The following is a 23946-nucleotide window of genomic DNA, read 5'->3' as shown; positions in this document are numbered from 1 at the left end:
AAATAAATTACAGAATTAATATTTCAAAATCCATAATGATTTATTTCTGATTTGCAAATTTAAGGAAAAATAAAACCTCAATTAAATTTGAAGATGACAAATAACGTTTTTTTAAAAAAAGCAGGCCCCGAAATACTTCCGGGGTCTGTTTATTGCTCTGAAAAACGAAATAAAACATTAATCTTCTATTTCATTCAATATGTTTTCCAATTGTTTAGCCTGCCTGCCATACATGTATTTGGTCCATAATATAATACTTACCACAACAAAAAGGGTTCCCAGCAAAACAAGTAAAATTAAAGAATACTGACGCGCATTGGTGAGCTCGGATAGAGTTTCTCCTTTCTCTTCCAAAGAATTATAAATTACCAATCCAAAGGTGAGCAGAAAATGAGGAAGAAGTAAGAATCCGAATGACTGGTATCTTTCCATGTTCAGCCTAAGTTCATGGAAAATTTTCCAGAGGCTGTTCTTGGTGTTTCCCGTATAGAGCTCAGTCTGTCTGTAAAATTTATAAAATCCGTAAAGATAGTAGGATGATATAACGACCATCATCGTGTAGGATATATAATAAATAAGATATTGAGAAGCAGGAAATTTAAGCTGGAGAGGAAAAAACCCGATAAGAATAATGGCCAGAACCTGTGCCGGAAATTCTTTTTTCATGTTTTTTTGGATTTTTTCAATAGGATGTTTGCTTTCCTTTAATTGCTCTATAGTGTCCGGAATATGAATATTGCTATCTTCTTTATTCCATTGTTCTTTTAATTGATCAAAATTCATAACCTGATTTTTTTATGATTTGTTGTATTTTTTCTTTTGTCCTGTTGAGTTTTACTCGGGCATTGCCTTCGCTGAGTCCCAGATTACTTCCGATTTCTTTATGCGACATTCCTTCCATGAAATAAAAGATTATGGCTTTCTCCACAGCATTCAATTCCTGAACAGCATAGTAAAAGACTTCCAGCTGTTTATCTTTTGCAGGATTGTAATCTTCCTGTTGTACTTCAAAGTGATGAGGGGCATCTGTATAGGTGTTCGTCCTCTGTTTTTCTTTCTTTAAATAAGTAATGGCAGTATTGATGGCAACACGATACATCCAGGTAGAAAACTCACTGTTCCCTTTGAAATTCTGGTAGGATTTCCACAGCTGGATAAGGATTTCCTGCTGAAGGTCTTCCCGGTCTTCTATGGAATCTGCATAGATCCGGGAAGCTTTATATAAAATGCCTTTATGCTGGTTGACAAGCTTTAAAAAAGTAGTTTCAGTTTGATTACTCACAATCATTTCATGATTTGGTTATTTTATAAACTTGAGACCGGTTTTACAGTATAGCCTTTTGACTGCAAAAGAGAAATAAGCCCGTTGTCTCCTATAAGATGAGCTCCACCTACTGCAAAGAAAGAGCTTTCTTTTTCCATCATTTCCGGCATTATTTTTACCCAGTTTTGATTTCTGTCGGTCAGTATTATTTTTTCCTGTTCGGTATTCATAAATCTTTCATCCTTAAAAAGACTGTAAAGTAATTGTATATTTTCATTTTTAAAAGCTTCGATCATTTGTCTGTATAGGATTTCATATTCCTTGTCCATTTTGAGCTGTGCAATAGTGCTCTTCAGATTATACGCTTTGCTAATGGCCTCCATCTGGTCTTCTACTTTTTCCAGTCCTTTGATACTTTTCTTGTCTTTCATGGCTTTCTTCAGAAGCTCCATTTCATAAAACTTTATTTCACTCTGGGGACAAGGGGTAGCTTTAGTGGAAAGCAGTGCATAAAGTGCCTGCGGGCTTGATGAGTCAATACTTTTCAAATCAAATCCGTACTTTACGAGAATTGTATTCAGCTCTTCAGCTTCCTCCGGAGAAAGCTGATCAGAGATTTTTTTATCTGTATTATACATTTTTTGCAATAACATCATTTCAGCAGGATCTGTATAATTGATTTCCATGACAAGGTTGTCCGATTTCTCAAGAGCCCTCAGCACCTTAGGCTTGATTTCAAAATCTTTACTGCACAACATATGAAAAGTTCCAGCTATGTAAGAAGGCTTTGAGAGGCCATTCCCGGAAACCTTCCAAAGCAGGCTGTTATTTTTTCCGGTATTTGTACTCTGTGCTTTTGCAGTAATGATGCCCAGTGATAATAATGCTGCAAATCCAAGTTTTATTAAATTTTTCATACTATTCTTTTTTTTGATTTTCTTTTTTCTTTAAACAGTAGGTAAAATGAGTATGACAATCGTTACAGTTTTTTCAAAAAAAAATAAAACCTCCCGGTAAAAGGAGGTTGTAAAAATCTAAAATTATGATGATAACCAAATGGTTAGGATTGCTTATCTTATTCCTGGATTTTTGAATGTTCAGGCTTTGAAATCTTTCTTTTCCTCAGGAAATAGATTAAGATTGCTGCAATGAATAAGATTGGCCAGATGTTGATAAGAGCAACTAAAATTCTCTGAATCAGGTAAAATCCGTAGACAAAGCCGTCTTTTGCATCATGAATAAAGTTGTATTTATATTTATTATCAATACTGTCCGTGTTGGTAACAGCAATTTCTGCAATGCGTAATTCAGGCTCTTTGATAAAGATATTCACTGTACTGTATTTCAGGTTGTCATCCATGCTCATGGTATTCAGTTTTTGAAGATTTCCTTCAGCCATATTATTGTCATCCAGGTCTACTTTGTCTTTATTGGATTTTATTTTTTCAATATTTTCAGAGGTCTTCTCATTTCTTTTTGCTTCCAGTTCGGAATATTTGATATTAGCGGTAACATCTTCCGCATTAATAGATCTTGAATTCAGGAATAATTTGTTAGTATTAATGAAGGTCAAAAACTCTCCAAGCTTTTCAGCAGGAACGCGGACCTGTATTGTATTTTCGTTACTATATTTTTTGACAAGCATAGCTTCAGTATCGGAAGTGTTGTAAGTGTCTTCATAAACAACATTGCTATGAAGATTGCTTTTGGTGACAAAACCACCAAGTTCCTGCGCTGATTTTTCAATTGCAATAGTAGCATTATAGACGTCTCTCACCTCCATATTGACCTCTGCGGTTTTGATGAACTTTTTGTCCTTTACTTTCATGCTGGCAACAGATGATACACTGTCTGCCATAACAGCTGCAGAATCTGCTGTAATTTCATAACCCTTTTCGTTGCCTGCAGCTTCTTCTTTTTTACATGAATACGTTCCCAGTAAAAAGAAAACTGATAATGATAGTGTAATGTAAGTAGTTTTCATAGTGTAAGATTTTTTTGGATTTTGCCTGAACCAAAGTTCAGCCAGGAAATTTTGTAATCCTTGAAAATGGGAAGTAAAAAACTTGTAAAGAGAATGTTCTGGTTTAATTGGTTGAATTGTAGTGTTTTGTAAAATAAGTGATAAACTTAGTGTTTGCTTTCGGAGTAATTTTTGCTTATCTTTTACAAACCAAAATCACAATATATCATTATGTCAAATACTTTTTCCAAAATCAGAAACGCAATAGGATTATTCACTTCTATAGATTTTGATCAGCTGAGCGCCATTTCTCAAAAGGTGGATCTGCCAAAACTGATGCATAATTTTTCGAAACTGGATGATAAGCAGCTTTCGGGGCTAGTGAAAATGCTGGATCCAGAAAAGAAAAAGAAGGAACTGCCTCCTGTTGACGGTGATTTCTATGATATATACCATACCCTTACGCCAGATCAGAGAGAAATACAGCTTAAAGTAAGGGCTTTTATGGAAAAAGAAGTAAAACCTCTGGTAAATCATTACTGGTTAAGAGATGAATTCCCTTTTGAATTGATCCCAAAGTTTCAAAAACTAAATATCTGCGGGGTAACTTATGAAGGATATGGATGTCCGGGAATGCCTTTTCTAATGGAAGGAGTTATAGCAATGGAAATGGCAAGAATTGATGCGTCTATTGCAACATTCTTTGGGGTACAATCCGGATTGGCTATGGGGTCTATTTACATTTGCGGTTCTGAAGAGCAAAAACAAAAATGGCTTCCCCAGATGCAGAAATTTGAAAAGATAGGAGCTTTCGGGCTTACAGAACCGGAAGTTGGGTCCGGGGCAGCAGGCGGACTTACAGTGACCTGTAAAAAAACACCGGAAGGTTGGGTTCTTAATGGTCAGAAAAAATGGATTGGTAATGCCACTTTTGCTGATATCATTATTATCTGGGCAAGAGATCTGGATAGTGGAGAAGTGAAAGGATTTATTGTAGAAAAAGATAATCCGGGATATTCCGTAGAAAAGATCAAAGGGAAAATGGCGTTAAGAATTGTCCAGAACGGGCTGATCACTTTAAGAGACTGTCTGATCACAGAAGAAAACCGGCTCCAGAATGCCAATTCATTCAAAGATACAGGTAAAGTTCTTCGCATGACCAGGGCCGGAGTAGCATGGATGGCTACGGGATGCGCAAGAGGAGCCTATGAAAGCGCTTTGGATTATACCCGGAAAAGGGAACAGTTTGGGAAACCTATTGCTTCCTTTCAGATGATTCAGGGACATTTGGTGGAAATGCTGTCCAATCTTACAGCAATGCAGACCATGGTGTTCAGACTGTCCGAAATGCAGGATGAGGGAATTTTAAAAGATGAACATGCTTCGCTGGCAAAAGTTTTTTGTACCCTGAGAACAAGAGATATTGTTTCCAGAGCAAGGGAAGTGATGGGAGGTAATGGAATCCTGCTAGAATATGATGTAGCCCGATTTGTGGCTGATGCAGAAGCTATTTATTCTTATGAAGGTACAAAAGAGATCAATTCGCTCATTGTAGGAAGATCAATTACAGGATTTAGCGCTTTTGTATAAGATAATTAAAGATAGATTGCTATAATTTCTGCCACTTACTTATCATGACTGTTTAGCTGATCAGGCTTATAATTTTTTATTGTCAAAAATAAGCCAGTGATTAATAAGGAGAATAACGGATATCCTAATTTGGAAATTCACGGGTTAATCCATTTCTTTTAAAGTAATATTCTTGGAAATCTTATAACTTTTTTTCTTTTTATTAGGTTTTTGTTCTTCTCCGAGCAATCTGCCCCATGGTTTTAAATCCTCTACCTTTTCACAAATTATTTTGATAATGGCAATCGCCGGTATACACAGAAACATGCCCGCAATTCCCCACAAATGTTCACCCAAAAGAATTCCAATGAAAGAAAATAAAGCATTGATCTTTACTTTTGATCCTACAACAAATGGCAGGACGATGTTTCCGTCTATTGCATGAACGGCAATATATCCCAATGCTACGTAAATGCATGTGGAAGGTGTGGAGGTAGCAAATGCTATAAAACAGGAAATTAAGAGAGAAATAAAAATTCCCAGGTAAGGTATTACATTTAATAATCCGGTGAGGACAGCTAAAAGAATGGCATATTTTACCCCCAGAATTGTCAGGAGGATTGAAGTTAAAACAGAAACAATAATCACTTGTAGAAACAGCCCGAAGATATATTTTTTGGTCATCACCCGAATTTCGTTCACAGCTTCCTGTACACTTATTTTATGTCTTTCATTGAAAACAGTGACAATGAAGTTGTTTAAAAGCCTTCTGTAATTTAGAATGAAAATGAAAAATAATGTGAAGAACAAAATAAAGCCAAATCCTGTTGAGAAAATCCCGAATGTAAAACCCAAAATAGCTCCGGAAGAAGATAAGAGCTTATTTAATCCCTGATTGATGTAATCTATCTGTTCATCTACTTTAACGTTGAATGTTCTGGAAATCCAGTGCTGAAGATTATTGAACACCATAGTAAACTGTTCCCTGAGATGAGGCAGGTCTTTACTGAAATCAGACAGCTGGGTAGTGAAGAAATAGATTATGCCACTTAAAATGATGAGCATGATGAAAACCGAGGTCATGGTAGATAAAGACCTGGGGAACCTTAATTTTCTTTCCATAAAGGTGGCCGCCGGTAAAAACAGCATAGCCATCAGGAAGGCAAGGAAAAATGGAGCCAAAATGCTCTGTCCTAATGCCAGCAGGTATCCAAGGCCAATAATTGAGATAACAACAAGCGTAAGCTTTACAAGAAAAGGGAGTCTAAGAAAATTCATAATCTAAAATCTTCAGTATGGAATAAAAATAAGAAAAAACCTGCTGAATTAAAATATTTTTTTCGGTCAGTCAAATTGAGTTTTCCTTACGGCAGCAAAATCTGTTCCACTGAAACAGTTTTTTAAGAGGGCCTTTAAGTTTTTCCGGCATAAAAAACAGAAACACGTCCGGTAAACGAACGTGCTTCTTATTGAGAAGTTGATATGTTATGATAAGTTATTTTTCAATAGCGATCTCAATGACTTCTTCCATTCTGCTCACATAATGAACTTTCAGATTTTTCAGATAATCTTTTTTGATCTCCTCTACGTCTTTTCGGTTTGCTTCGCAAAGAATAACTTCTTTAACTCCGGCTCTTGTAGCAGCAAGAAGCTTTTCCTTAATTCCGCCTACAGGAAGAACTTTACCTCTTAGTGTAATTTCTCCTGTCATGGCAAGATGAGGTTTTATTTTTTTGTTCTTGAAGGAAGATACCATAGATGTTAACATTGCGATCCCTGCAGACGGCCCGTCTTTAGGAGTAGCTCCTTCCGGAACATGGACGTGGATGTTCTTCTTATCCAGATCTTCCTGGGCTATTCCCAGTTCATCATGTTTAGCCTTGATATATTCTAATGCAATCGTAGCAGACTCTTTCATCACAGTTCCCAGATTACCGGTCATTGTTAAAGCTCCTTTTCCATTGCTCAGAATACTTTCAATATATAAAATGTCTCCTCCGACGCTGGTCCAGGCAAGCCCTGTTACTACACCGGGAACCCCTGTTATCTCAGATAAGCTTTTAGGTCTTGGAACTCCCAGGATCTCATCTACCTTTTCAATCGAAATTTTAGCATCGTATTCTTTTACCAGAGCGGTCTGTAATGCTACCCATCTTGCTATGGAAGCAATTCTTTTTTCTAAAGTTCTCACACCGCTTTCTGATGTATGAGCTTCTATAATATGTTTCAGTTCAGAATTTCCAAGTTTGAATGATTTTGCATCAAGTCCGTTTTCTTCCTGTTGTTTTCTGATCAGGTGTCTTTTTGCGATCTCAATTTTTTCTTCCAGCGTATAACCTGCAATCTGAATAATCTCTGTTCTGTCTAACAGGGGAGTTTGTATTGTTGAAAGCGAATTGGCCGTTGCAATAAACATCACCTTAGACAGGTCATAACCCATTTCAAGGAAATTATCATAGAAAGATTTATTCTGCTCAGGGTCAAGAACTTCTAAGAGTGCGGAACTTGGATCTCCGTGAAGGCCCTGTCCGATTTTGTCAATCTCGTCCAGAACAATTACAGGATTGGATGTACCGGATTTTTTGATGGATTGCAGAATCCTTCCGGCCATTGCTCCGATATAGGTTTTTCTGTGTCCGCGGATCTCACTTTCATCATGCAATCCTCCCAAAGATAACCTTACGTATTTTCTTCCTAAAGCATCGGCTATAGATTTACCTAAAGATGTTTTACCCACACCCGGAGGACCTACCAGTAACAGGATAGGAGATTTCATGTTGTTCTTTAGCTTCAGCACGGCCATGTGTTCCAGGATTCTTTTTTTGATATCCTCTAATCCGAAATGGGCTTTATCCAGAACTTTTTCTGCTTTTGCAATATCGAATATATCTTTGGTATATGTTTCCCAGGGAAGATCTGTGAAAAAGTCCAGGTAGTTTCTCTGAACATTATAGTCCGGAGAATTCGGATTTTGGCGTTGCAGCCTGCTGATCTCTTTCTGGAAATGATCTTCTACTTCCTGGCTCCATTTTTTTGTCTTTGCTTTAGCAATAAGATCTTCAACATCACTCTCCGGGCCTCCTCCCAGTTCCTCCTGGATTGTTCTGATCTGTTGATTCAGAAAATACTCTCTCTGCTGTTTGTCAAGATCTTTTGAAGTTTTCTGATGGATCTGGTTTCTTAATTCAAGTTTTCTGAAATCCTCATGCATCATTTCATAGCATTTATTGGCTCTTTCCATTGTACTTTTTTCTTCCAGTAGTTTTTGTTTTTCTACGGAAGGAAAACTTGCATTTGTACAGATGAAGTTCAAAAGGTCATCATTGTTATTGATGTTTTTGATCGCAAAATTAGCAGCATTGGGAATATTCGGATCCAGTTCAATAATCTTTAAAGCAAGGTCTTTAATGTTTTCAAGAAGGGCTTCATACTCTTCCTGATTCTTTGGTTTGGTATCTTTTAACTTTGAAATTTCTGCCTTAAAGTAAGGTTGGGTTTCAGTAATTTTTTTGATCTTGAACCTGTGGAATCCTTTAGTGATTGCTGTAATGTTTCCTTCAGGTAATCTTATGATTTTAATGATCTTAGCGAGAGTTCCCGTAAGATAAATGTCTTTTTCGGAAGGTTGTTCCTGATCTGAATTTTTCTGGCTTACAATTCCAATAAAATCTCCATTCTTCTGAGCTTCTTCCAAAAGTTGTATTGAAGTTTTTCTTCCTGCAGTAATAGGAATTACAACATTGGGAAACATTACCATATTTCTTACCGGAAGTATAGGGAATATCTTTTGTTCGGAATTTTTATCAGTTTCCGAAAAGTCGGAAAGGTTGATTTCCTCCGCAACAATATCAAAACCGTCGCTGATCATTTCTTCTAAACTAATATCTTCAAATTCTGTCATAGTCAATCGAATGACAAATTGTCATTTTCGTATTTAATCGTTAAGTTGATTTTTTATAATAAGCACTAAAAACGTGTGGTGTATTATAATATACTAAAACGCACAATACTTATGCCATTTGTTTTTTACTAAAAAAAATGGTCAAAATTTCCTTTTTTAAATATTCTTGATGATTAAAAATTAAAATAAAGAACTTCTGCTTCTGTAATTTCTTAAAAATGTGTATTTTCGCAAACTGATAAAAAACTATAATTTATAAAATGGCAATTTTAGGACAGATTAGGAGTAAGCCTTGGCTTTTAATGGGAGTAATAGCCTTAGCGCTTTTGGCGTTTTTGGTGAACCCCGATAGTATCGACAAGGTTTTTGGTAAAAATCCTGACGTTTTAGGAAAAGTAAATGGTGAAAAAATTACCCGCGAAGAGTTCAACGATCAGCTTTTCGTGCTGCAACAGCAAGCTGAACAACAAGGCCGTCCAAAAACAGGTCTTGAAGAGCAGGCTTGGCAGTTACTTGTACAATCTAAACTTATCAAACAACAATTTGAGAAATTAGGATTTGAGATGACTGATGATTATTTCTGGAACCAGATCCAGTACGATCAGATGTTTGCTCAAAACCAGCAGTTCTTTGATGAGAAAGGTAATTTTAAAACTCAAGAGCTTAAAAAAGAAATTGAAACATTACAAAACACCAACCCGCAAGCATATGCTCAGTGGCTGAAAACAAGAAAGACCATTGAATACAGATTGATGGCTAGACAGGTGTTTACCAATATTTCAGCAGGGATCACTACAGGTAAAAAAGAAGCTGAGGAGCTGATGAAGCAGAGAGATCAGCTTGCTGATATTGACTTTGTAAAAGTTGACTATGCTGCATATCTTCAGAAAACAAAAATTAATGTTACCACTGAAGATCTTGCAAATTATATCAAGCAGCATCCTGTGATGTTCAAGGCAGAGCCAAGCAGAAATATAGGAATTGTATATTTCCCTTCCAAGCCTAGTGCGGCAGATGATGCAGCAGCGCTTAAAGAAATTACAAAACTATATTCAGGAGGTACAGATGCAAGCGGAGGTACAGAAAACTTCCAGAACACGAAAAACGACTCAATGTTTGTAATGGCGAACTCTGATATGCCATTCAATCCTCAGTATGTAACACCTAATCAATTGCCGGCAACGATACAAGGCCAGATTGCTACAGCAGCGATAGGACAAACATTCGGTCCTTATAAAGAACAGGATTTCTACGTAGTTTCCAAGCTGGTAGGAAAGAAGGCTTCAGATTCTACACTATCAAGACATATCCTTATTGCTTTCAAAGGAAGTCCGGCAGGAGAAGGGGTAACAAGATCAAAAGAGGAAGCAAAGAAACTTGCAGACTCTATTGGAGCTATTGTTAAAGCAACCCCTGCCAAGTTTACGGAATTCCTTAAACTTTCCAATGATCCGAATTCTGCTGCGCAAGGAGGAAGTCTTGGCTGGACAACTCCAGAAACACCTTTTGTTCCGGAATTTCTTGCTTATCTTGCAAATAATCCAAAAGGAGCTACAGGGGTAGTGGAAACACAATTCGGTTATCATATCATCAATATTGAGGATAAAAAAGCCGGATCAATGGGATATAAAGTTGCCAACTTAGTGAAAGCGGTTAAACCTTCAGATGCAACTGAAGCTGAAACAGATAAAAAATCAAGAAAATTCATTCAACAGGTTCAGGGCAAATCTTTCAACGATTTCGTGAACATTGCCAAGAAAGGAAACTATCAGTTCTCTAACCCAAAGGCCGCAAAAAGGTTTGAAGGGCAGCTTCAGGGCTTAGGAACTGAAAAGGACCCTGAAATTCTAACATGGGCTTTTGATAAGAAAAGATCTAAAGGGGATACAGAACTTTTCACTGTAGACGGAACAGGTGATAAAATTGTAGTATATCTGAACGGGAAACAGGAAGCAGGACTTGCAGATCCTGAATCAGTAAGAGATCAGATTGAAGTTATTGTTAAAAATAAACTGGCTGCAAAACAGATTTCTGATAAAATCGCAGCTGCTAAAGCTTCAAACTTAGATCAGATTGCAAAACTGTTTGCCGCTTCAAAACAATCTGCTCAGGTAAACCTGTTAAATCCATCTGTAGCAGGTGCTATGGAGCCTAAAGTGGCCGGAGCTGCATTTGGAGTTAAGAAAGGAGTACTTTCAAAACCGGTTGAAGGAGGAACGGGAGTTTATGTTCTGATCAAAAAATCTGAGACGGTTAATAAACAGCCGGGAGATGTTAAACAATTTACAGAATCTATTACCCAAAGAAATGCAGGTATGTTCGGACAGGCTTGGTTAAAGAGTCTTCAGGATAATGCAGATATTAAGGATTATAGAATTGAGATCTGGAATAAGCTGGGAAATCAGCAACAATAAGAAAATAAATTTCATGAATATAAAAGCGACAATTTTTTTTGTCGCTTTTTTGTATTTAACGCAGAACAATAAAGGAAAAGATTTATTTAAAATGTATTATATTTGCTTATTAGAAAAAAATTAGCAAGTGAAGTTCAGTAAAGAATTAAAAGCTGGTGTGATTACACTTCTAGCTATCGTAGGCTTTGTGTTGTTGTTTCAATTCATGAAAGGGAAAAGCCTTTTTACTACCGATAATATATTTTACGCAAAATATGATAATGTAGAAGGCCTTGCGCAATCTGCTGCGGTATCCATCAATGGACTTAAAGTAGGTCAGGTGGACAAGATCATTCCTCAGACAGCAAAAGACGGAAAAATCAGCTTTGTTGTTAAAATTACAGTTGATAACAAGTTTGAATTTTCAAAAAACTCTACCCTTGAAATCTTTGAACCCGGACTCATGTCAGGTAAAGAAATGAGGGTTAACCTTGTGTATGGAGGTGCTACAGCGAAAGATGGTGATACCCTGAAAGGAGCATTTAAACTAGGGATGATGGGAAGCCTTTCTTCTCAGGTTGGTCCTGTGAAAGATCAGTTACAGGGGGTGTTGCATAAAGTAGATTCGTTGATGGCCAATGCCAATCAGCTGGTAGATGCACAGAACAGAGCCGAAATCAGAGCCTTGTTATCCAATCTTAATAAAACAGTGGGGGCATTGGAGACCACGGCTGGAAGCGTAAATACCCTGGTAGGGCATAATGATCCTAAACTTCAGAAAGTATTGGATGACGCAAGCCTTACTATGCAGAGTGGAAAAGTAACGCTGGATAAATATGGAAATCTTGCACAGAGTATTGATACCAAACAGCTGAATGCTACTATTGCAAGTCTGGATGCTACGGTTGGAAAACTGAATCAGGTGATCAGTGGTATAGATAACGGGCAGGGGAGCTTAGGTAAGCTTATGAAGGATGAACAGCTTTATAACAACCTGAATTCTGCTTCTTCCAATTTGAATTCATTGATCGAAGATATGAAAGCGAATCCTAAGAGATATATTAATTTCTCTGTTTTCGGTAAAAACAATAAAGACTAATACGCCTTATGCAGTACATCGATAACATTATTTTCCTGATTTTATTAGTGGCCGGATTTGGACTGTTTGCCAAAAGCCTTCAAAAAATTTACAGAAATATCAGGTTAGGTCATGAGATTAACAGAAACGACAGAAAATCTGAGCGCTGGAGTACTATGGCCAGAGTGGCAATGGGCCAGAGTAAAATGGTAAAACGTCCTGTTGCCGGAATACTGCATCTTTTCGTATATGTGGGTTTTATAATTATCAATATTGAACTTATAGAAATTATTGTTGACGGACTGTTTGGTACTCACCGTTTTCTGGCTACAGTTTTAGGAAACGGGTTTTACAGTTTTTTTACGGCGACATTGGAAATTCTGGCAATTCTTGTGGTTATCGGAGTTGTTGTATTTTTTATCAGAAGAAATTTTTACGGGGTTAAAAGGCTAACTATGAAAGAGCTTTTCGGATGGCCAAAACAGGATGCCAACTGGATTCTTATTATAGAATTTGCCCTGATGATGGCTTTCTTTAAAATGAATGGTGCGGAGTGGGTGTTACAACAGAGAGGTCTTCTTCCGGCGCATGGTAGTTTTCCTATTAGTGCTACAGTCTTAGGTCCGCTCTTCAGTGGTTTCAGCGATGGCTTCTTATTCTTTATTGAAAAAGGAGCATGGTGGTTCCATTTTGTAGGAATCCTTTTCTTCATGAATTATTTATATTATTCAAAACATCTGCATATTATCCTTGCATTTCCAAGTACATGGTATGCTAATCTTAACAAGAAAGGGAAATTCAATAACCTTGAGTCCGTAACTAAAGAAATCAGATTAATGATGGATCCCAATGCAGATCCATACGCTGCTCCTGCTGAAGGAGAGGCGGAGGCTGTACCTTCAAAGTTTGGTGCAGAAGATATTTTTGACCTTAATCAGGTACAGTTGCTTAACGCATATTCATGTACAGAATGTGGACGTTGTACTTCTGTTTGTCCTGCCAATATTACAGGTAAAAAATTATCCCCGAGGTTAATTCTGATGAAAACAAGGGACAGGCTGGAAGAAGTGGGAAGAAATATAGATAAGAACGGAAAATTTGTGGATGACGGTAAGAAATTGCTGAATGACTATATTACAAAAGAAGAACTTTGGGCTTGTACCACATGTAATGCATGTACAGAAGCCTGCCCTGTATTACTGGATCCGCTTTCCATTATTTTTGAAATGAGAAGATTCCTGGTTATGGAACAGTCTGCTGCCCCACAGGAACTTAATCTGATGATGACCAATGTGGAAAACAATGCTGCTCCGTGGCAGTATAATCAGGCAGATCGTTTGAACTGGGCAAATGATTAAATCATGAAAAAGCTATTCTTCTTATTCCTGTTTGTGCTTTCTGGGGTTTTGTGGGCTCAGTCTCCTGACCAGAAAAAGATTCTTGAAGATTCCCAATCATTCATGTTCTTATTTCAAAAAAAGGACTACGATGGGATGCTAAACATGACTCATCCGGCTATATTTGAAAAAGTTGACAGGGCAATGCTGACTGACAGATTCAAAAAAATGTTTGAAAAGAATGATGAGTTTCAACTGGAAATGGTAGATTCTGATAAAAGTACATTTGAAGTTTCTGATATCTTTACGACTGAAGAAAATACTAAATATGCTTTTACTACTTATCCTATGAAAATGAGAATGACCTTTTTAAAAGAGACATTTGATGAAGATAAAAAACAAATGATGCTGGGAATGATGGAAGCTCAGGGAATGAAAGCAAAATTCTTAAATGATACAACCGTTGAAATGAGTAAGGAAAGTATGATCCTTGCCCTTAATGATAAATCTACTGGAAATACCTGGAAGTATCTTAACTACGATGAAGCCAATCCTTTATATGTTTCTATTGTCCCTGTAGAGGTTATGAAAAAAGCAAAGGAATACTATGCTAACTTATTAATTAAACAAAAAGAAAATGCAAATTAAAACAATGGCAGAATATGCTGCCGAAGGAAAATCCCCGGAAGTTTTATTTTGGGTTGGATGTGCCGGAAGTTTCGATGACCGGGCTAAAAAAATTACAAAAGCATTTTGCAAGATACTGAATAAAATAGGAGTTGAATTTGCCGTTTTAGGACAGGAAGAAAGCTGTACCGGAGATCCTGCTAAAAGAGCCGGGAATGAATTTGTTTTTCAGATGATGGCCCTTACTAATATTGAGGTTCTGAATGCTTATGAAGTTAAAAAAATTGTGACGGCATGCCCACATTGTTTCAATACCCTTAAAAATGAATATCCTGGTCTGGGCGGAAACTATGAAGTGGTTCACCATACCCAGTTCCTTAAAACATTAATGGAAGAAGGAAGATTAAAGATTGAAGGAGGAGCTTTTAAAGGAAAGAAAATTACATTCCATGATCCGTGTTATCTTGGAAGAGCCAATGATGAGTATGAAGCACCAAGGTTATTGCTTGAAAAGCTTGATGCAGAACTTGTAGAAATGAAACGTTGCAGAACAAACGGGCTTTGCTGTGGAGCTGGAGGGGCGCAGATGTTTAAAGAACCTGAAAAAGGAAATAAAGATATCAATATTGAAAGAACAGAAGAGGCTCTTTCATTTGAACCTAAAGTAATTGCAACAGGATGTCCTTTCTGCAATACAATGATGACAGACGGAGTAAAGCACTTTAATAAAAATACAGAAGTAGCAGTCAAAGATATAGTAGAACTTCTTGCCGAAGCAGAGGATTTATAGTATATTGATACAATACAAACAAGAACTCAGGTAATAGCCTGAGTTTTTTATTTGTTATCAACTCAAGAATATTTCTTAATTTTGATATTTAATTGGCAGGATATAAATCTCCGGCAGTATATTTCTGAAAGACGGAAATAGCTATGGATGGTATGTACCCTAAAAAATAATAGTTTAGATATGAAAATTGAAGAATCCAATATTGTAGAGACCAACGACTACAGAGTGATCATATATCCGGCTTCAAGGCCATTTGAAACGAAAGAGGCAAAAGCAATTACAGAAAAGCTTTTTGATTTTCTTGCGACATGGGCTGCTCATGGGAAACCGCTTTCTTCCTCTTTTAAAATTGAAAAGAATCAGTTTATCATTATCTGCGTGGATGAAGAGAAGGAAATGGCTTCAGGATGCAGTATAGATGCTCTTGGTAAAGTAATGAGAGAAATTGACGAAACATATCAGCTTGGGCTTTTTGACAGAATGAAAGCCAGCTTTATAGAAAACGGGGAAGTAAAAACATTAAAGCTTCAGGATTTTAAATCTCAATTGAGAAACGGAGAACTTTCAGCTGACATCCAGGTGTTTGATTTCTCTAAAAATACATATCTTGATTTCTTAAGTCATTTTCTTCTTCCTCTGGAAAAAAGCTGGGCAGCATCTATAAAATAGTGTTTATCATAGCACCATAAACAAAAGTGGAAGATATTCCACTTTTTTGTTTTAATGTATCTTTGTATCTATCCCAATATAACTAATGCCGAAAGTACTTTTTTTAACAACTTCACACAATTATGATGATGACAGGATTTTTTATCATCAGGCTAAAGCCCTCAGAGATATAGGGTACGAGGTGAAGATTTGTAGTTTGTATTCAGAATATCAAGGAGTTATATATGGAGTTGATATAGAAGCTTATTCGGTATTGGAAGAAAGTATTGAGACTAAGATAAATGTTTTTAGAAAGGTTTGTAATGCCTTTTCTCCCGATTGCATTATCTGTTCGGAACCCTTAGCTGTCATTGCTGCAAAAAAAATAGTAAGAGAACGGGAGATCAGTTGTATATACGATATTACCGAGTGGTACCCTGCAATGTCTATGCTTGAAGTTTACAGGTTTCCGGTAAAGATTTTCCAGGCCGTAAAATTTTTTCTGATACAATTGTATGCTGGTTTTCTCAGCACTCATTTTATTTTTGGTGAAAAAACAAAACAATTTCCTCTGGGTTATCTTTTCTGGTTTAAAAAGAAAATAATACTCCCGTATTATCCGGATGAAATATATGTCAAAGAAAGTATAAAAAAACTTGAATCTGGTAAAATTACCCTTTGTTATACAGGAATGATTTCAAAGGATAAAGGAATTGGAAACTTTTTTAAGGCAGCAGATTATGTACGGCAAGAATTTCCTCAGCTGGAGGTTAAGATCCTGATCATAGGATCGGCAAGACAAAAAAGCGATGAGATTTATTTTTCCGAACTTCTTAAAAAGTACTCCTTTGAGGCTGTGGAGATAAAAAAGCCCACTTCCTTTGAAAACTTCACGGAGGCATTTTCAAACGCAGATATTTGTTTTGACCTGAGAGAGATTAATTTTGAAAATAATCATTCTCTTCCTATAAAATTATTTTATTTTATGGGAGCAGGGAAACCGGTTATTTATTCTGATCTGAAAGGGATCCGGGAACATCTGGGGAAGTTGTCATTCGGAAATCTTGTTCATCCGCAAAATGCAGAACAGATTGCAAATATTATTATCAGCTATGTGAAACATCCGGAGGTATATGACAGGAATGCATTACAGGCAAGAAAAGATTTTAAGGAAAAATTTAACTGGGGAATTATTCGTAACTCCTTTCTTGATTTTGTGAAAAGATCTCTTGAAAAATAAAGTCATGAAACTTACTGTTATTAAAACTTTCGTTTCCCGTTTTCTTATCCTGATCCTTAGTTTCAGTCTGGTGATCTTTTCTACCAATATGTGGGGAAGCGAAGGAAAGGGGATTATTTCTATTGTTGTGGCTAATGTAGCAGCAGTCAGCTTTTTCAGCAGCATTTTCTCAGGAAGCAGTACCTCATATTTTGCTTCCAAATTTAAGATAGAACAGATTTTACTGTATGCCTATTTATGGTCTGTTATTACCGGAACATTGGTTCCTGTTCTCTTCGGTATTGCTTCGATCCAGAGTGAATATATTTTTTATCTGATCGGAATATCCGTTTTTTCTTCCCTTTTATCAACGAATATCAACTTATTTATAGGAACACAGAATATAAAGAAATTTAATATTTATACTGTCTTACAGCAACTTGTGCATATCCTTTTTATCGGAATCTTCGTTTATTTTTTCCGGATGAAAGACGTTTCTGTTTACTTTCTGGCACATATCTTTTGTCTGGCAGTATTATTTGCCATTAGCTTTTTTCAGATCATCAGAAAATGCAGTATTTCTGAGATCAAATTTTCTAAAACCGTATCCAGAAATATGTTTGAATACGGTTGGAAAACACAGTTGAGTGCATTTATACAATTCCTTAATTACCGGCTTTCTTTCTATTTTTTAGAATATTATGAAGGAATTGCAAGTGTGGGAATATTTTCTATTGGCGTTACTTTTTCGGAAGCAATATGGACCATTACACGAAGTATTGCCGTGGTCTTATATTCTGATGTGGTGAATAGTACAAGTAGGGAAGAATCAATACAGAAAACAAAGTCAGCACTCAAACTGACTGTCTTTTTAATGCTGGGATTTGTATTGGGGATACTTATTATTCCTTCACAGGTCTATACCCTGATCTTTGGTCAGGAATTCAGGGATACAAAAAAAATCATGCTCTTTTTATGCCCGGGAATTTTCGCTATTGCGGTGAGTGACATTGTAGGATATTACTTTTCCGGAATCAGGGAACTCAGAATTCTGAATGTTAAATCAGTGGCAGGATTGCTTATCACCGTTCTTTTTTCCTTTATTGCTATTCCGATATGGGGAATTCCGGGGGCCTGTCTGGTTACTGTATTATCTTATTTAGTATCTGCAATTCTATTATTTGTAAAGTTTTACCGTTATACAGAATTTAAATTGAGGGATTATATGATTACCAGGGACGATATCGTTTTCTTGAGAGAGAAGTTTTTAAAGAAATAATCCTGTCTGACAACCATAAATAAAGTCATTTCCCTATTTTTACAAACCTATTAAATTTATTATGTGCGGAATCTGCGGTTATTATTCATTCCATAAAAGTATTTCCACTGAAAATATTACGGAGATGAACCGGGCGATCAGACATCGCGGTCCGGATGATGAAGGCTTCTGGCTTTATGTAAATAATCAGGGTTGCTCTTTTTCAGGGAATGATTCTATCCCTGCTATTAAACAGCAGTTTCCTCTGCTGGGGAATGAAAATTCAGATATTGCCTTAGGCTTTCGCAGGCTTTCAATCATTGACCTTAGTGAAAAAGGGCATCAGCCTATGACTTCTGAAAATGAACAGACAATTATTACTTTCAATGGAGAGATCTATAACTTTCGTAAGCTCAGAAAATTGCTTGAAGATTCAGGACATGTTTTTAGAAGTCTTTCTGATACAGAGGTTATTCTGAAATCTTATCAGGAATGGGGGTATGGTATGTTTGAAAAGTTAGACGGTATGTTTGCAATGTGCATTGTTGATATTGCAGATCAAAAAATTATTCTTGCCCGGGACAGGGTTGGAATGAAGCCTCTTTTTTATTACCAAAGTAATCAGGGATTAGTTTGGGCTTCAGAAATAAAAGGGCTGCTTAAGAATGAGTTTGTAGATGCTGAAATTAACTGGAATGGAGTGTATACAAATTTTCTTTTTCAGACTACATTGGCTCCTGAAACTTGTTTTAAAGGCATTTTTTCTTTAGAACCCGCTTCCTTTATGACTATTGATCTGCAGACTCAGAAGGTAACGACACAAAAATTTTGGGAATTGCCTGCACGTACAGAAAAAAATATTACAGAATCAGAAGCTGTTAAAAAAATAGATGCACTTTTATCCGAAAGTATATCAGAACAATTGTATGCGGATGTTCCGGTAGCAATTATGATGAGTGGAGGAATAGATTCTACATTACTGGCTGCTAAATCCAAATCATTCAATACAGGTATTAAAACTTTTACCATTTCTTATCCGTTTTCTGACGAAGAAATAAATAATGCAGTATTGGCTGCCAAAAAATTCGGAGTTTCTCATCAGGTTAATGAAGTAGGCGATAAGGAAGTTCTGGAACATTTAAAAGAAGATATTCAACATTTTGAAGAACCTTACAGCAGTTTAGAGGTTCTGGTCCATGCCGCAGATTATGCCAAAAATCAGCATTTAAAAGTTGTATTGAGCGGAAATGGAGCAGATGAACTTTTTGGGGGATATTCCCACACCTTAAAGCTTAAAAAATGGCTTTTAATGCGGAATTTTAATTTTGCCAGGCACTTTATCTTTACAACGGATAAGTTTTCAGAAAAGGTGAAGAATTATTTTTCTCAGAAATCTATGTTTGATTTTTTTCGCCAGAGCCAGGTCAGTATGTCTCCATCAGAAGTTAAGAATGTTTTAAAATCTGATATTTACAGCCATATAAATCCGGATTTATCTGCTTACCATTTGTCAGAATCCAGTAATTATTCAGGATATTTTGAATATGATATGAAGTATTCCCTGTCTTCTCATCATGTTTTCAGAGATGACCTTAGCGCGATGAAATATGGAGTAGAATTCCGTTATCCGTATCTGAGCAATAAAATGATTGATTATGTTGCTTCACTGCCTGAGCATTTCCGGTTCAATGGAGTCCAGAATAAACCTTTATTGCGTAGAACAGCAGATCGGTATCTGCCTTCTGAAGTCCTGAACATGCCTAAGCGGGGTTTTTCGTTTCCATTAAATCATTTTATTAAAAATGAGAAAAAAGTCAGGATATTTATTGCTGAAAATCTGGAAAGCCTGAAAAAAAGGAATTTTTTCAAAAATGATGTTATAGATCAATGGTGGAGTAACCTGGAAAATGAATACGACTGGGTGAAAATATGGCAACTGGTAACTTTTGAGCTATGGTATCAGAAATATTTTGAAAAATAAACAGGCTGCTTAAAGATTAATATTTTTATCTTTGTTGTGAATGAGAAATATTATTTTTGGAATATTGGTTTTGGGTTTCGCACTTTTAAGCTGTAAAAGTGATGATGAATCTTTACAGAGAATTGATCAGATATTGAATATGTATATGAAAAATTCGGCTGGCCAGGATTTACTGAACAGTAAAAAATCCGGGTCTTATAACGGATATTCTGTAAATGATATGTTTGGAGACCGGGATGTTTCTCCTGTAAATGTATCACTCAAGATGACCCCTGACTCTGTTTTTTATATGGAGTACATTGCAGGTGCTAAAAGAATCAGGCTTGATTCTGTAAGCCCAAGTAATCCGGGAACGGGGAATTCCTATTATTCCAGAATGACTCTGGAACTGAGAAGAACAGTAAATAGTGTGAGTGATACAATTATTGATACTCTGGAGATCCAGTATAGAAAAAGTCCTACATTATTCCAGGTCTCGAAAGTGCTTTATAATAAAAAGGAAGTCTTTTCAAAAGAAGCGGAGGCACCAAATTCCATAAATACTTTCACTATCGTAAAATAGTTTTAAATTTGTACAATTGTTAGCTTGACATAAGCTAAACATCTAATATTTAACATCTAAATAAAATGTTACAAGTCAATTTTTTACGCGACAATAAGGAACGCGTTTTAGAAGGTCTTAAAAAAAGACAATTCAAGAATCTTGAGTTGGTAGACGAAGCTATCGCTGCTGACGACGAAAGAAAAAGAATCCAGTTTGAATTAGATTCCCAGCTTTCCGAAATCAACAAAATCTCCAAAGAAATTGGGCTTTTAATGAAAGAAGGAAAGAAAGAAGAAGCGGAATCTGCAAAATCTAAAACAGCACAGTACAAAGAGTCGAGTTCAGAATTGAAATCTCAGTTAGAAGTAAAGGAAAAAGCTTTATCAGACATTTTATATCAGCTCCCGAATATTCCTAATGAATTGGTGAAGAGTGGGGCATCTGCTGATGACAATGAAATTATTTTCCAGTCTCATCCTGTAGAGGGACTTGGCGAAGGAGCTATTCCTCACTGGGAATTGGCAAAAAAATATAACCTTATTGATTTTGAATTAGGAGTTAAGATTTCCGGAGCAGGTTTTCCTGTTTATTTAGGAAAAGGAGCAAGACTACAGAGAGCCCTGGTTCAGTATTTTTTAGATAAAAACGTGGAAAAAGGATATACTGAGGTTAATCCTCCTCATGTTGTAAACGAAGCATCTGGATTCGGAACAGGACAATTACCTGATAAGGAAGGGCAGATGTATTATATCAATGAAGATAAATTATACCTTATTCCAACGGCCGAAGTTCCTGTAACCAACCTGTACCGTGATGTGCTGTTTGATGAAAAGGATCTTCCGGTTAAAAATACAGCTTTTTCCCAATGTTACAGAAGAGAAGCGGGAAGCTACGGAGCTCATGTAAGAGGACTGAACCGCCTTCATCAGTTTGAAAAAGTGGAGATTGTAAGAATTGAAAAACCTGAAAATTCTTATGCTGTACTGGAGGAAATGGTAGAGCATATTAAAGAAATTCTTACTGATCTTGAACTTCCGTTCAGAGTATTAAGACTTTGTGGCGGAGATACAGGATTTGCATCTGCTATGACTTATGATTTCGAAGTTTGGAGTGCAGCTCAGGAGATGTGGCTGGAAGTAAGTTCAGTTTCTAATTTTGAAACCTTTCAGGCTAACCGATTGAAGTGCCGTTATAAAGCGGATGGTAAATCTCAATTGGTACACACCCTAAATGGATCTGCAATGGCTCTGCCAAGAATTATGGCTGCCTTGCTTGAGAATAATCAGACACCGGAAGGTATTAAGCTTCCTAAAAAGGTTGCAGAGTATGCAAGATTTGATGTAATAAACTAGATCATCCAAATGATAAAGAAACCCACCGGATCCGGTGGGTTTTTTATTCTGTAACAATAATAATTTCCTTATCAGCTTTTTTAAATTTTGCTTCTTGGTCATACATGGCTTTTACATCATATTCTATCCTCACAGAATAATCATCGATCTGCTTAAGCCAGTCATGTTTACCTGTAACAGATTTTATTTTATTTTCAAATTTTAAAGAGGTTTCAATACTTTTGAAAAACATACCCACCATACCTGCGGTATTTGCGGTCCCATCTTCCGGGCTTTTGGAACGAAGAGCTTCCTCAAGATTTTTCAGGTTAAAGTTTTCTGTATTGATAATCAATGTTTTTCCATCCCACTTGTTGAAGATATTCTGATCTAAAGGCAGTTTTTCTTCTTTGATAAAGTTTTTAAGGGCCAGATAATCATCAGGCGTGAAACGCTCCAGTTTAAATGCAAGTCCTGAGTGCTCATTATTTTCCTTTTTTGATTTCAGGAAAATCTTTTTCATGATTTTTATGCTATCCGGACTCTTTGTCTTTAGTCTTCCCTCACGTTTCTCCAGTTCATAAATATTGGTCCACGTATCAGGAAGTTTCTCCATTTCACTAAATTCATCTTGTTGTAATGAATCGGGAGTCATTGCTTTCATTTCCGTCATAAATCCCCGGTTATCAATATCTGTTACAGAAGTAGAGGAGGCATCTTTATGATAAACAATTTCAGAATTTACAATGCAAGACTGCAGTAAAAACAGACTTATTAAAAATAAGGCAATCAGTTTCATGGTTGTATAATAGTTCCTATTAATGACAGTGTTCAGCCGCGTTATGACCAGGTGATATGGTCATGGCTTCAGCTTTTGGAGAAACGTAGGGAATTCCTAATTCAAGACCACGCAAAATGAATAAACCACCTAGAATGATCATAATAACCGGGACTGCTTTTAGTACTTTTATCCTGAAAGCCTGATTCATCAGGTTTCCCACTAATACAACAGCAAACATGAACGGAAGAGTACCTAGTCCGAATAAGGCCATATATAAAGCACCCTGCCATATTCCACCTCCTGCCAGACTTGCAGTAAGAGCCATATAAACCATTCCGCATGGTAGAAACCCATTGAGGATCCCTGTACTGAATCTGGAGCGGTAATCCGCCTTTTGAAGCAGCCTTCCAAGATTTGATTTTACAGTGTACAGGAATTTGGATAGAAAAGGAAGTTTTGATGCAAAATCTTTCCCTCCAAAAGAAAACAGAGCCATAATAATAAGTAAGACTCCGGCAATAATAGTTAAATACTTCTGGAAGCCTGCCATCTCAAAACCTTGGCCGATAATTCCTAAAAGAGCACCCAGTAAAGAGTAGGTGAAAATTCTTCCGAATTGATAGGTAAGGTTTTGCAAATAAAAATTGGCCGCCTGTTTTTTTGTTAATCCCATCGATAAAGCAATAGGCCCACACATCCCGATACAATGGAATCCGGAAGCGAAACCTAAAGCAACAGCAGATATGATAAGTCCTATTTCCATATTACGTCATAGTCCATTCTATAGTCTGTTTTGTCTTTTGTCCAACTCAGCCTTAAAGTATAATTTCCCATTTTCAATACCTGAGATGGAATTAAAAATGATTGATTAGCATCAAGCTGTACAGACTTTTTAATATCTAAATTCTGATCGTCGGTTCTGTTTAAAACAAACTTTACTGTAGTGTTAGAATTATTATGTTTTTTGGGAAAGGTTATCCTGATCCCGTTTTTATCCTGAGAATATACAGGCTTTTCCTGCAGCTCATCGGCTCTTTTTTTAGCATCAATCACATCCTGGTACTGTAACTCTTCTTCATAATAATTATCCGTCACCATTTCAGAATTTTTCTGCCCGTTCGGGAAAAGAAATAACATGGATAATATAAAAGCGATGAATGCAAATAATGCAATTACGACACCGTGTCCCCAACTAAAGTTCTTCATTTTTCCGGATTTTTATTGTAGTAAAGAAATCTCTGTGATGCAAAGCTGATGATAGA

21 protein-coding genes are annotated in these 23946 nt (G+C 36.6%); 12 read left to right on the top strand and 9 right to left on the bottom strand.

Annotation, left to right across the window (positions count from 1 at the left end):
- Positions 1-177 precede the first annotated feature (177 nt).
- The 4 genes from DRF59_RS04560 to DRF59_RS04545 form a co-directional block, all read right to left on the bottom strand.
- The gene (locus tag DRF59_RS04560; protein ID WP_115957246.1) at positions 178-783 is read right to left on the bottom strand and encodes a hypothetical protein; all 606 of its coding nucleotides are present in this window, start codon (positions 781-783) and stop codon (positions 178-180) included.
- Positions 773-1207 (bottom strand): RNA polymerase sigma factor, encoded by a 435-nt coding sequence (locus DRF59_RS04555; RefSeq protein WP_407643382.1) that lies wholly within the window; start codon positions 1205-1207, stop codon positions 773-775. The genes DRF59_RS04560 and DRF59_RS04555 overlap by 11 nt, the downstream gene beginning before the upstream one ends.
- Before the next feature lie 98 nt (positions 1208-1305).
- The gene (locus DRF59_RS04550; RefSeq protein ID WP_115957243.1) at positions 1306-2181 is read right to left on the bottom strand and encodes a TraB/GumN family protein; all 876 of its coding nucleotides are present in this window, start codon (positions 2179-2181) and stop codon (positions 1306-1308) included.
- 158 nt (positions 2182-2339) lie between these two features.
- Positions 2340-3248 (bottom strand): DUF4349 domain-containing protein, encoded by a 909-nt coding sequence (locus tag DRF59_RS04545; RefSeq protein ID WP_115957241.1) that lies wholly within the window; start codon positions 3246-3248, stop codon positions 2340-2342.
- Positions 3249-3458: 210 nt separating this feature from the next.
- On the opposite strand from DRF59_RS04545, the gene DRF59_RS04540 reads away from it, so the two are divergent.
- A complete protein-coding gene (locus DRF59_RS04540) occupies positions 3459-4817 on the top strand; it encodes an acyl-CoA dehydrogenase family protein (RefSeq protein ID WP_115957239.1) in 1359 nt (452 codons plus the stop codon).
- A gap of 144 nt (positions 4818-4961) precedes the next feature.
- Here the strand turns inward: DRF59_RS04540 and DRF59_RS04535 are convergent, their stop codons facing one another.
- Positions 4962-6074, bottom strand: coding sequence for an AI-2E family transporter (locus tag DRF59_RS04535; RefSeq protein WP_115957238.1), 1113 nt, complete (start codon positions 6072-6074; stop codon positions 4962-4964).
- A gap of 217 nt (positions 6075-6291) precedes the next feature.
- Positions 6292-8697: an endopeptidase La gene (gene lon / locus DRF59_RS04530; protein ID WP_167456645.1), complete on the bottom strand. Its 2406-nt coding sequence runs from the start codon at positions 8695-8697 to the stop codon at positions 6292-6294.
- A 260-nt stretch (positions 8698-8957) separates the two neighbouring features.
- On the opposite strand from lon, the gene DRF59_RS04525 reads away from it, so the two are divergent.
- From DRF59_RS04525 to serS, 11 genes are all read left to right on the top strand, one after another.
- Positions 8958-11111: a peptidylprolyl isomerase gene (locus tag DRF59_RS04525; protein ID WP_115957236.1), complete on the top strand. Its 2154-nt coding sequence runs from the start codon at positions 8958-8960 to the stop codon at positions 11109-11111.
- Between the two features lie 127 nt (positions 11112-11238).
- Positions 11239-12189, top strand: coding sequence for an MlaD family protein (locus tag DRF59_RS04520; protein WP_115957234.1), 951 nt, complete (start codon positions 11239-11241; stop codon positions 12187-12189).
- A gap of 8 nt (positions 12190-12197) precedes the next feature.
- Entirely contained in the window at positions 12198-13526 is a 1329-nt protein-coding gene (locus DRF59_RS04515) for a (Fe-S)-binding protein (RefSeq protein ID WP_115957232.1), read from the top strand.
- 3 nt (positions 13527-13529) lie between these two features.
- Positions 13530-14153, top strand: a complete 624-nt coding sequence (locus DRF59_RS04510; RefSeq protein ID WP_115957230.1) for a hypothetical protein — start codon at positions 13530-13532, stop codon at positions 14151-14153.
- On the top strand, positions 14143-14922 hold the full coding sequence (locus tag DRF59_RS04505) for a (Fe-S)-binding protein (protein ID WP_115957228.1): 780 nt from the start codon (positions 14143-14145) through the stop codon (positions 14920-14922). The genes DRF59_RS04510 and DRF59_RS04505 overlap by 11 nt, the downstream gene beginning before the upstream one ends.
- Positions 14923-15102: 180 nt before the next feature.
- Complete coding sequence (locus tag DRF59_RS04500; protein ID WP_115957639.1) at positions 15103-15591, top strand: hypothetical protein; 489 nt, start codon at positions 15103-15105, stop codon at positions 15589-15591.
- 85 nt (positions 15592-15676) lie between these two features.
- Complete coding sequence (locus tag DRF59_RS04495) at positions 15677-16810, top strand: glycosyltransferase (RefSeq protein WP_115957226.1); 1134 nt, start codon at positions 15677-15679, stop codon at positions 16808-16810.
- A gap of 4 nt (positions 16811-16814) precedes the next feature.
- Entirely contained in the window at positions 16815-18068 is a 1254-nt protein-coding gene (locus DRF59_RS04490) for an MATE family efflux transporter (protein ID WP_115957637.1), read from the top strand.
- 61 nt (positions 18069-18129) lie between these two features.
- Complete coding sequence (asnB, locus tag DRF59_RS04485; protein WP_115957224.1) at positions 18130-20028, top strand: asparagine synthase (glutamine-hydrolyzing); 1899 nt, start codon at positions 18130-18132, stop codon at positions 20026-20028.
- Positions 20029-20068: 40 nt separating this feature from the next.
- Positions 20069-20590, top strand: a complete 522-nt coding sequence (locus DRF59_RS04480) for a hypothetical protein (RefSeq protein WP_115957222.1) — start codon at positions 20069-20071, stop codon at positions 20588-20590.
- A 65-nt stretch (positions 20591-20655) separates the two neighbouring features.
- A complete protein-coding gene (serS, locus tag DRF59_RS04475) occupies positions 20656-21924 on the top strand; it encodes a serine--tRNA ligase (RefSeq protein WP_115957220.1) in 1269 nt (422 codons plus the stop codon).
- A gap of 43 nt (positions 21925-21967) precedes the next feature.
- Here serS and DRF59_RS04470 read toward each other — a convergent pair whose 3' ends face one another.
- Genes DRF59_RS04470 through DRF59_RS04460 form a run of 3 tightly spaced genes read right to left on the bottom strand, consistent with a single transcriptional unit; the run spans position 21968 to position 23890 of the window.
- Positions 21968-22702, bottom strand: coding sequence for a hypothetical protein (locus DRF59_RS04470; protein ID WP_115957218.1), 735 nt, complete (start codon positions 22700-22702; stop codon positions 21968-21970).
- A 19-nt stretch (positions 22703-22721) separates the two neighbouring features.
- Complete coding sequence (locus DRF59_RS04465) at positions 22722-23447, bottom strand: sulfite exporter TauE/SafE family protein (RefSeq protein ID WP_115957216.1); 726 nt, start codon at positions 23445-23447, stop codon at positions 22722-22724.
- Positions 23438-23890, bottom strand: coding sequence for a FixH family protein (locus DRF59_RS04460; protein ID WP_115957214.1), 453 nt, complete (start codon positions 23888-23890; stop codon positions 23438-23440). Before DRF59_RS04460 ends, DRF59_RS04465 begins: the two co-directional genes overlap by 10 nt.
- Positions 23891-23946: the final 56 nt, after the last annotated feature.

It is taken from the genome of Chryseobacterium flavum (genome assembly GCF_003385595.1).
Classification (GTDB): domain Bacteria; phylum Bacteroidota; class Bacteroidia; order Flavobacteriales; family Weeksellaceae; genus Chryseobacterium; species Chryseobacterium flavum.
The sequence above is the reverse complement of the archived record's forward strand: the minus strand, read 5'-3'. Positions and strand labels throughout refer to the sequence as shown.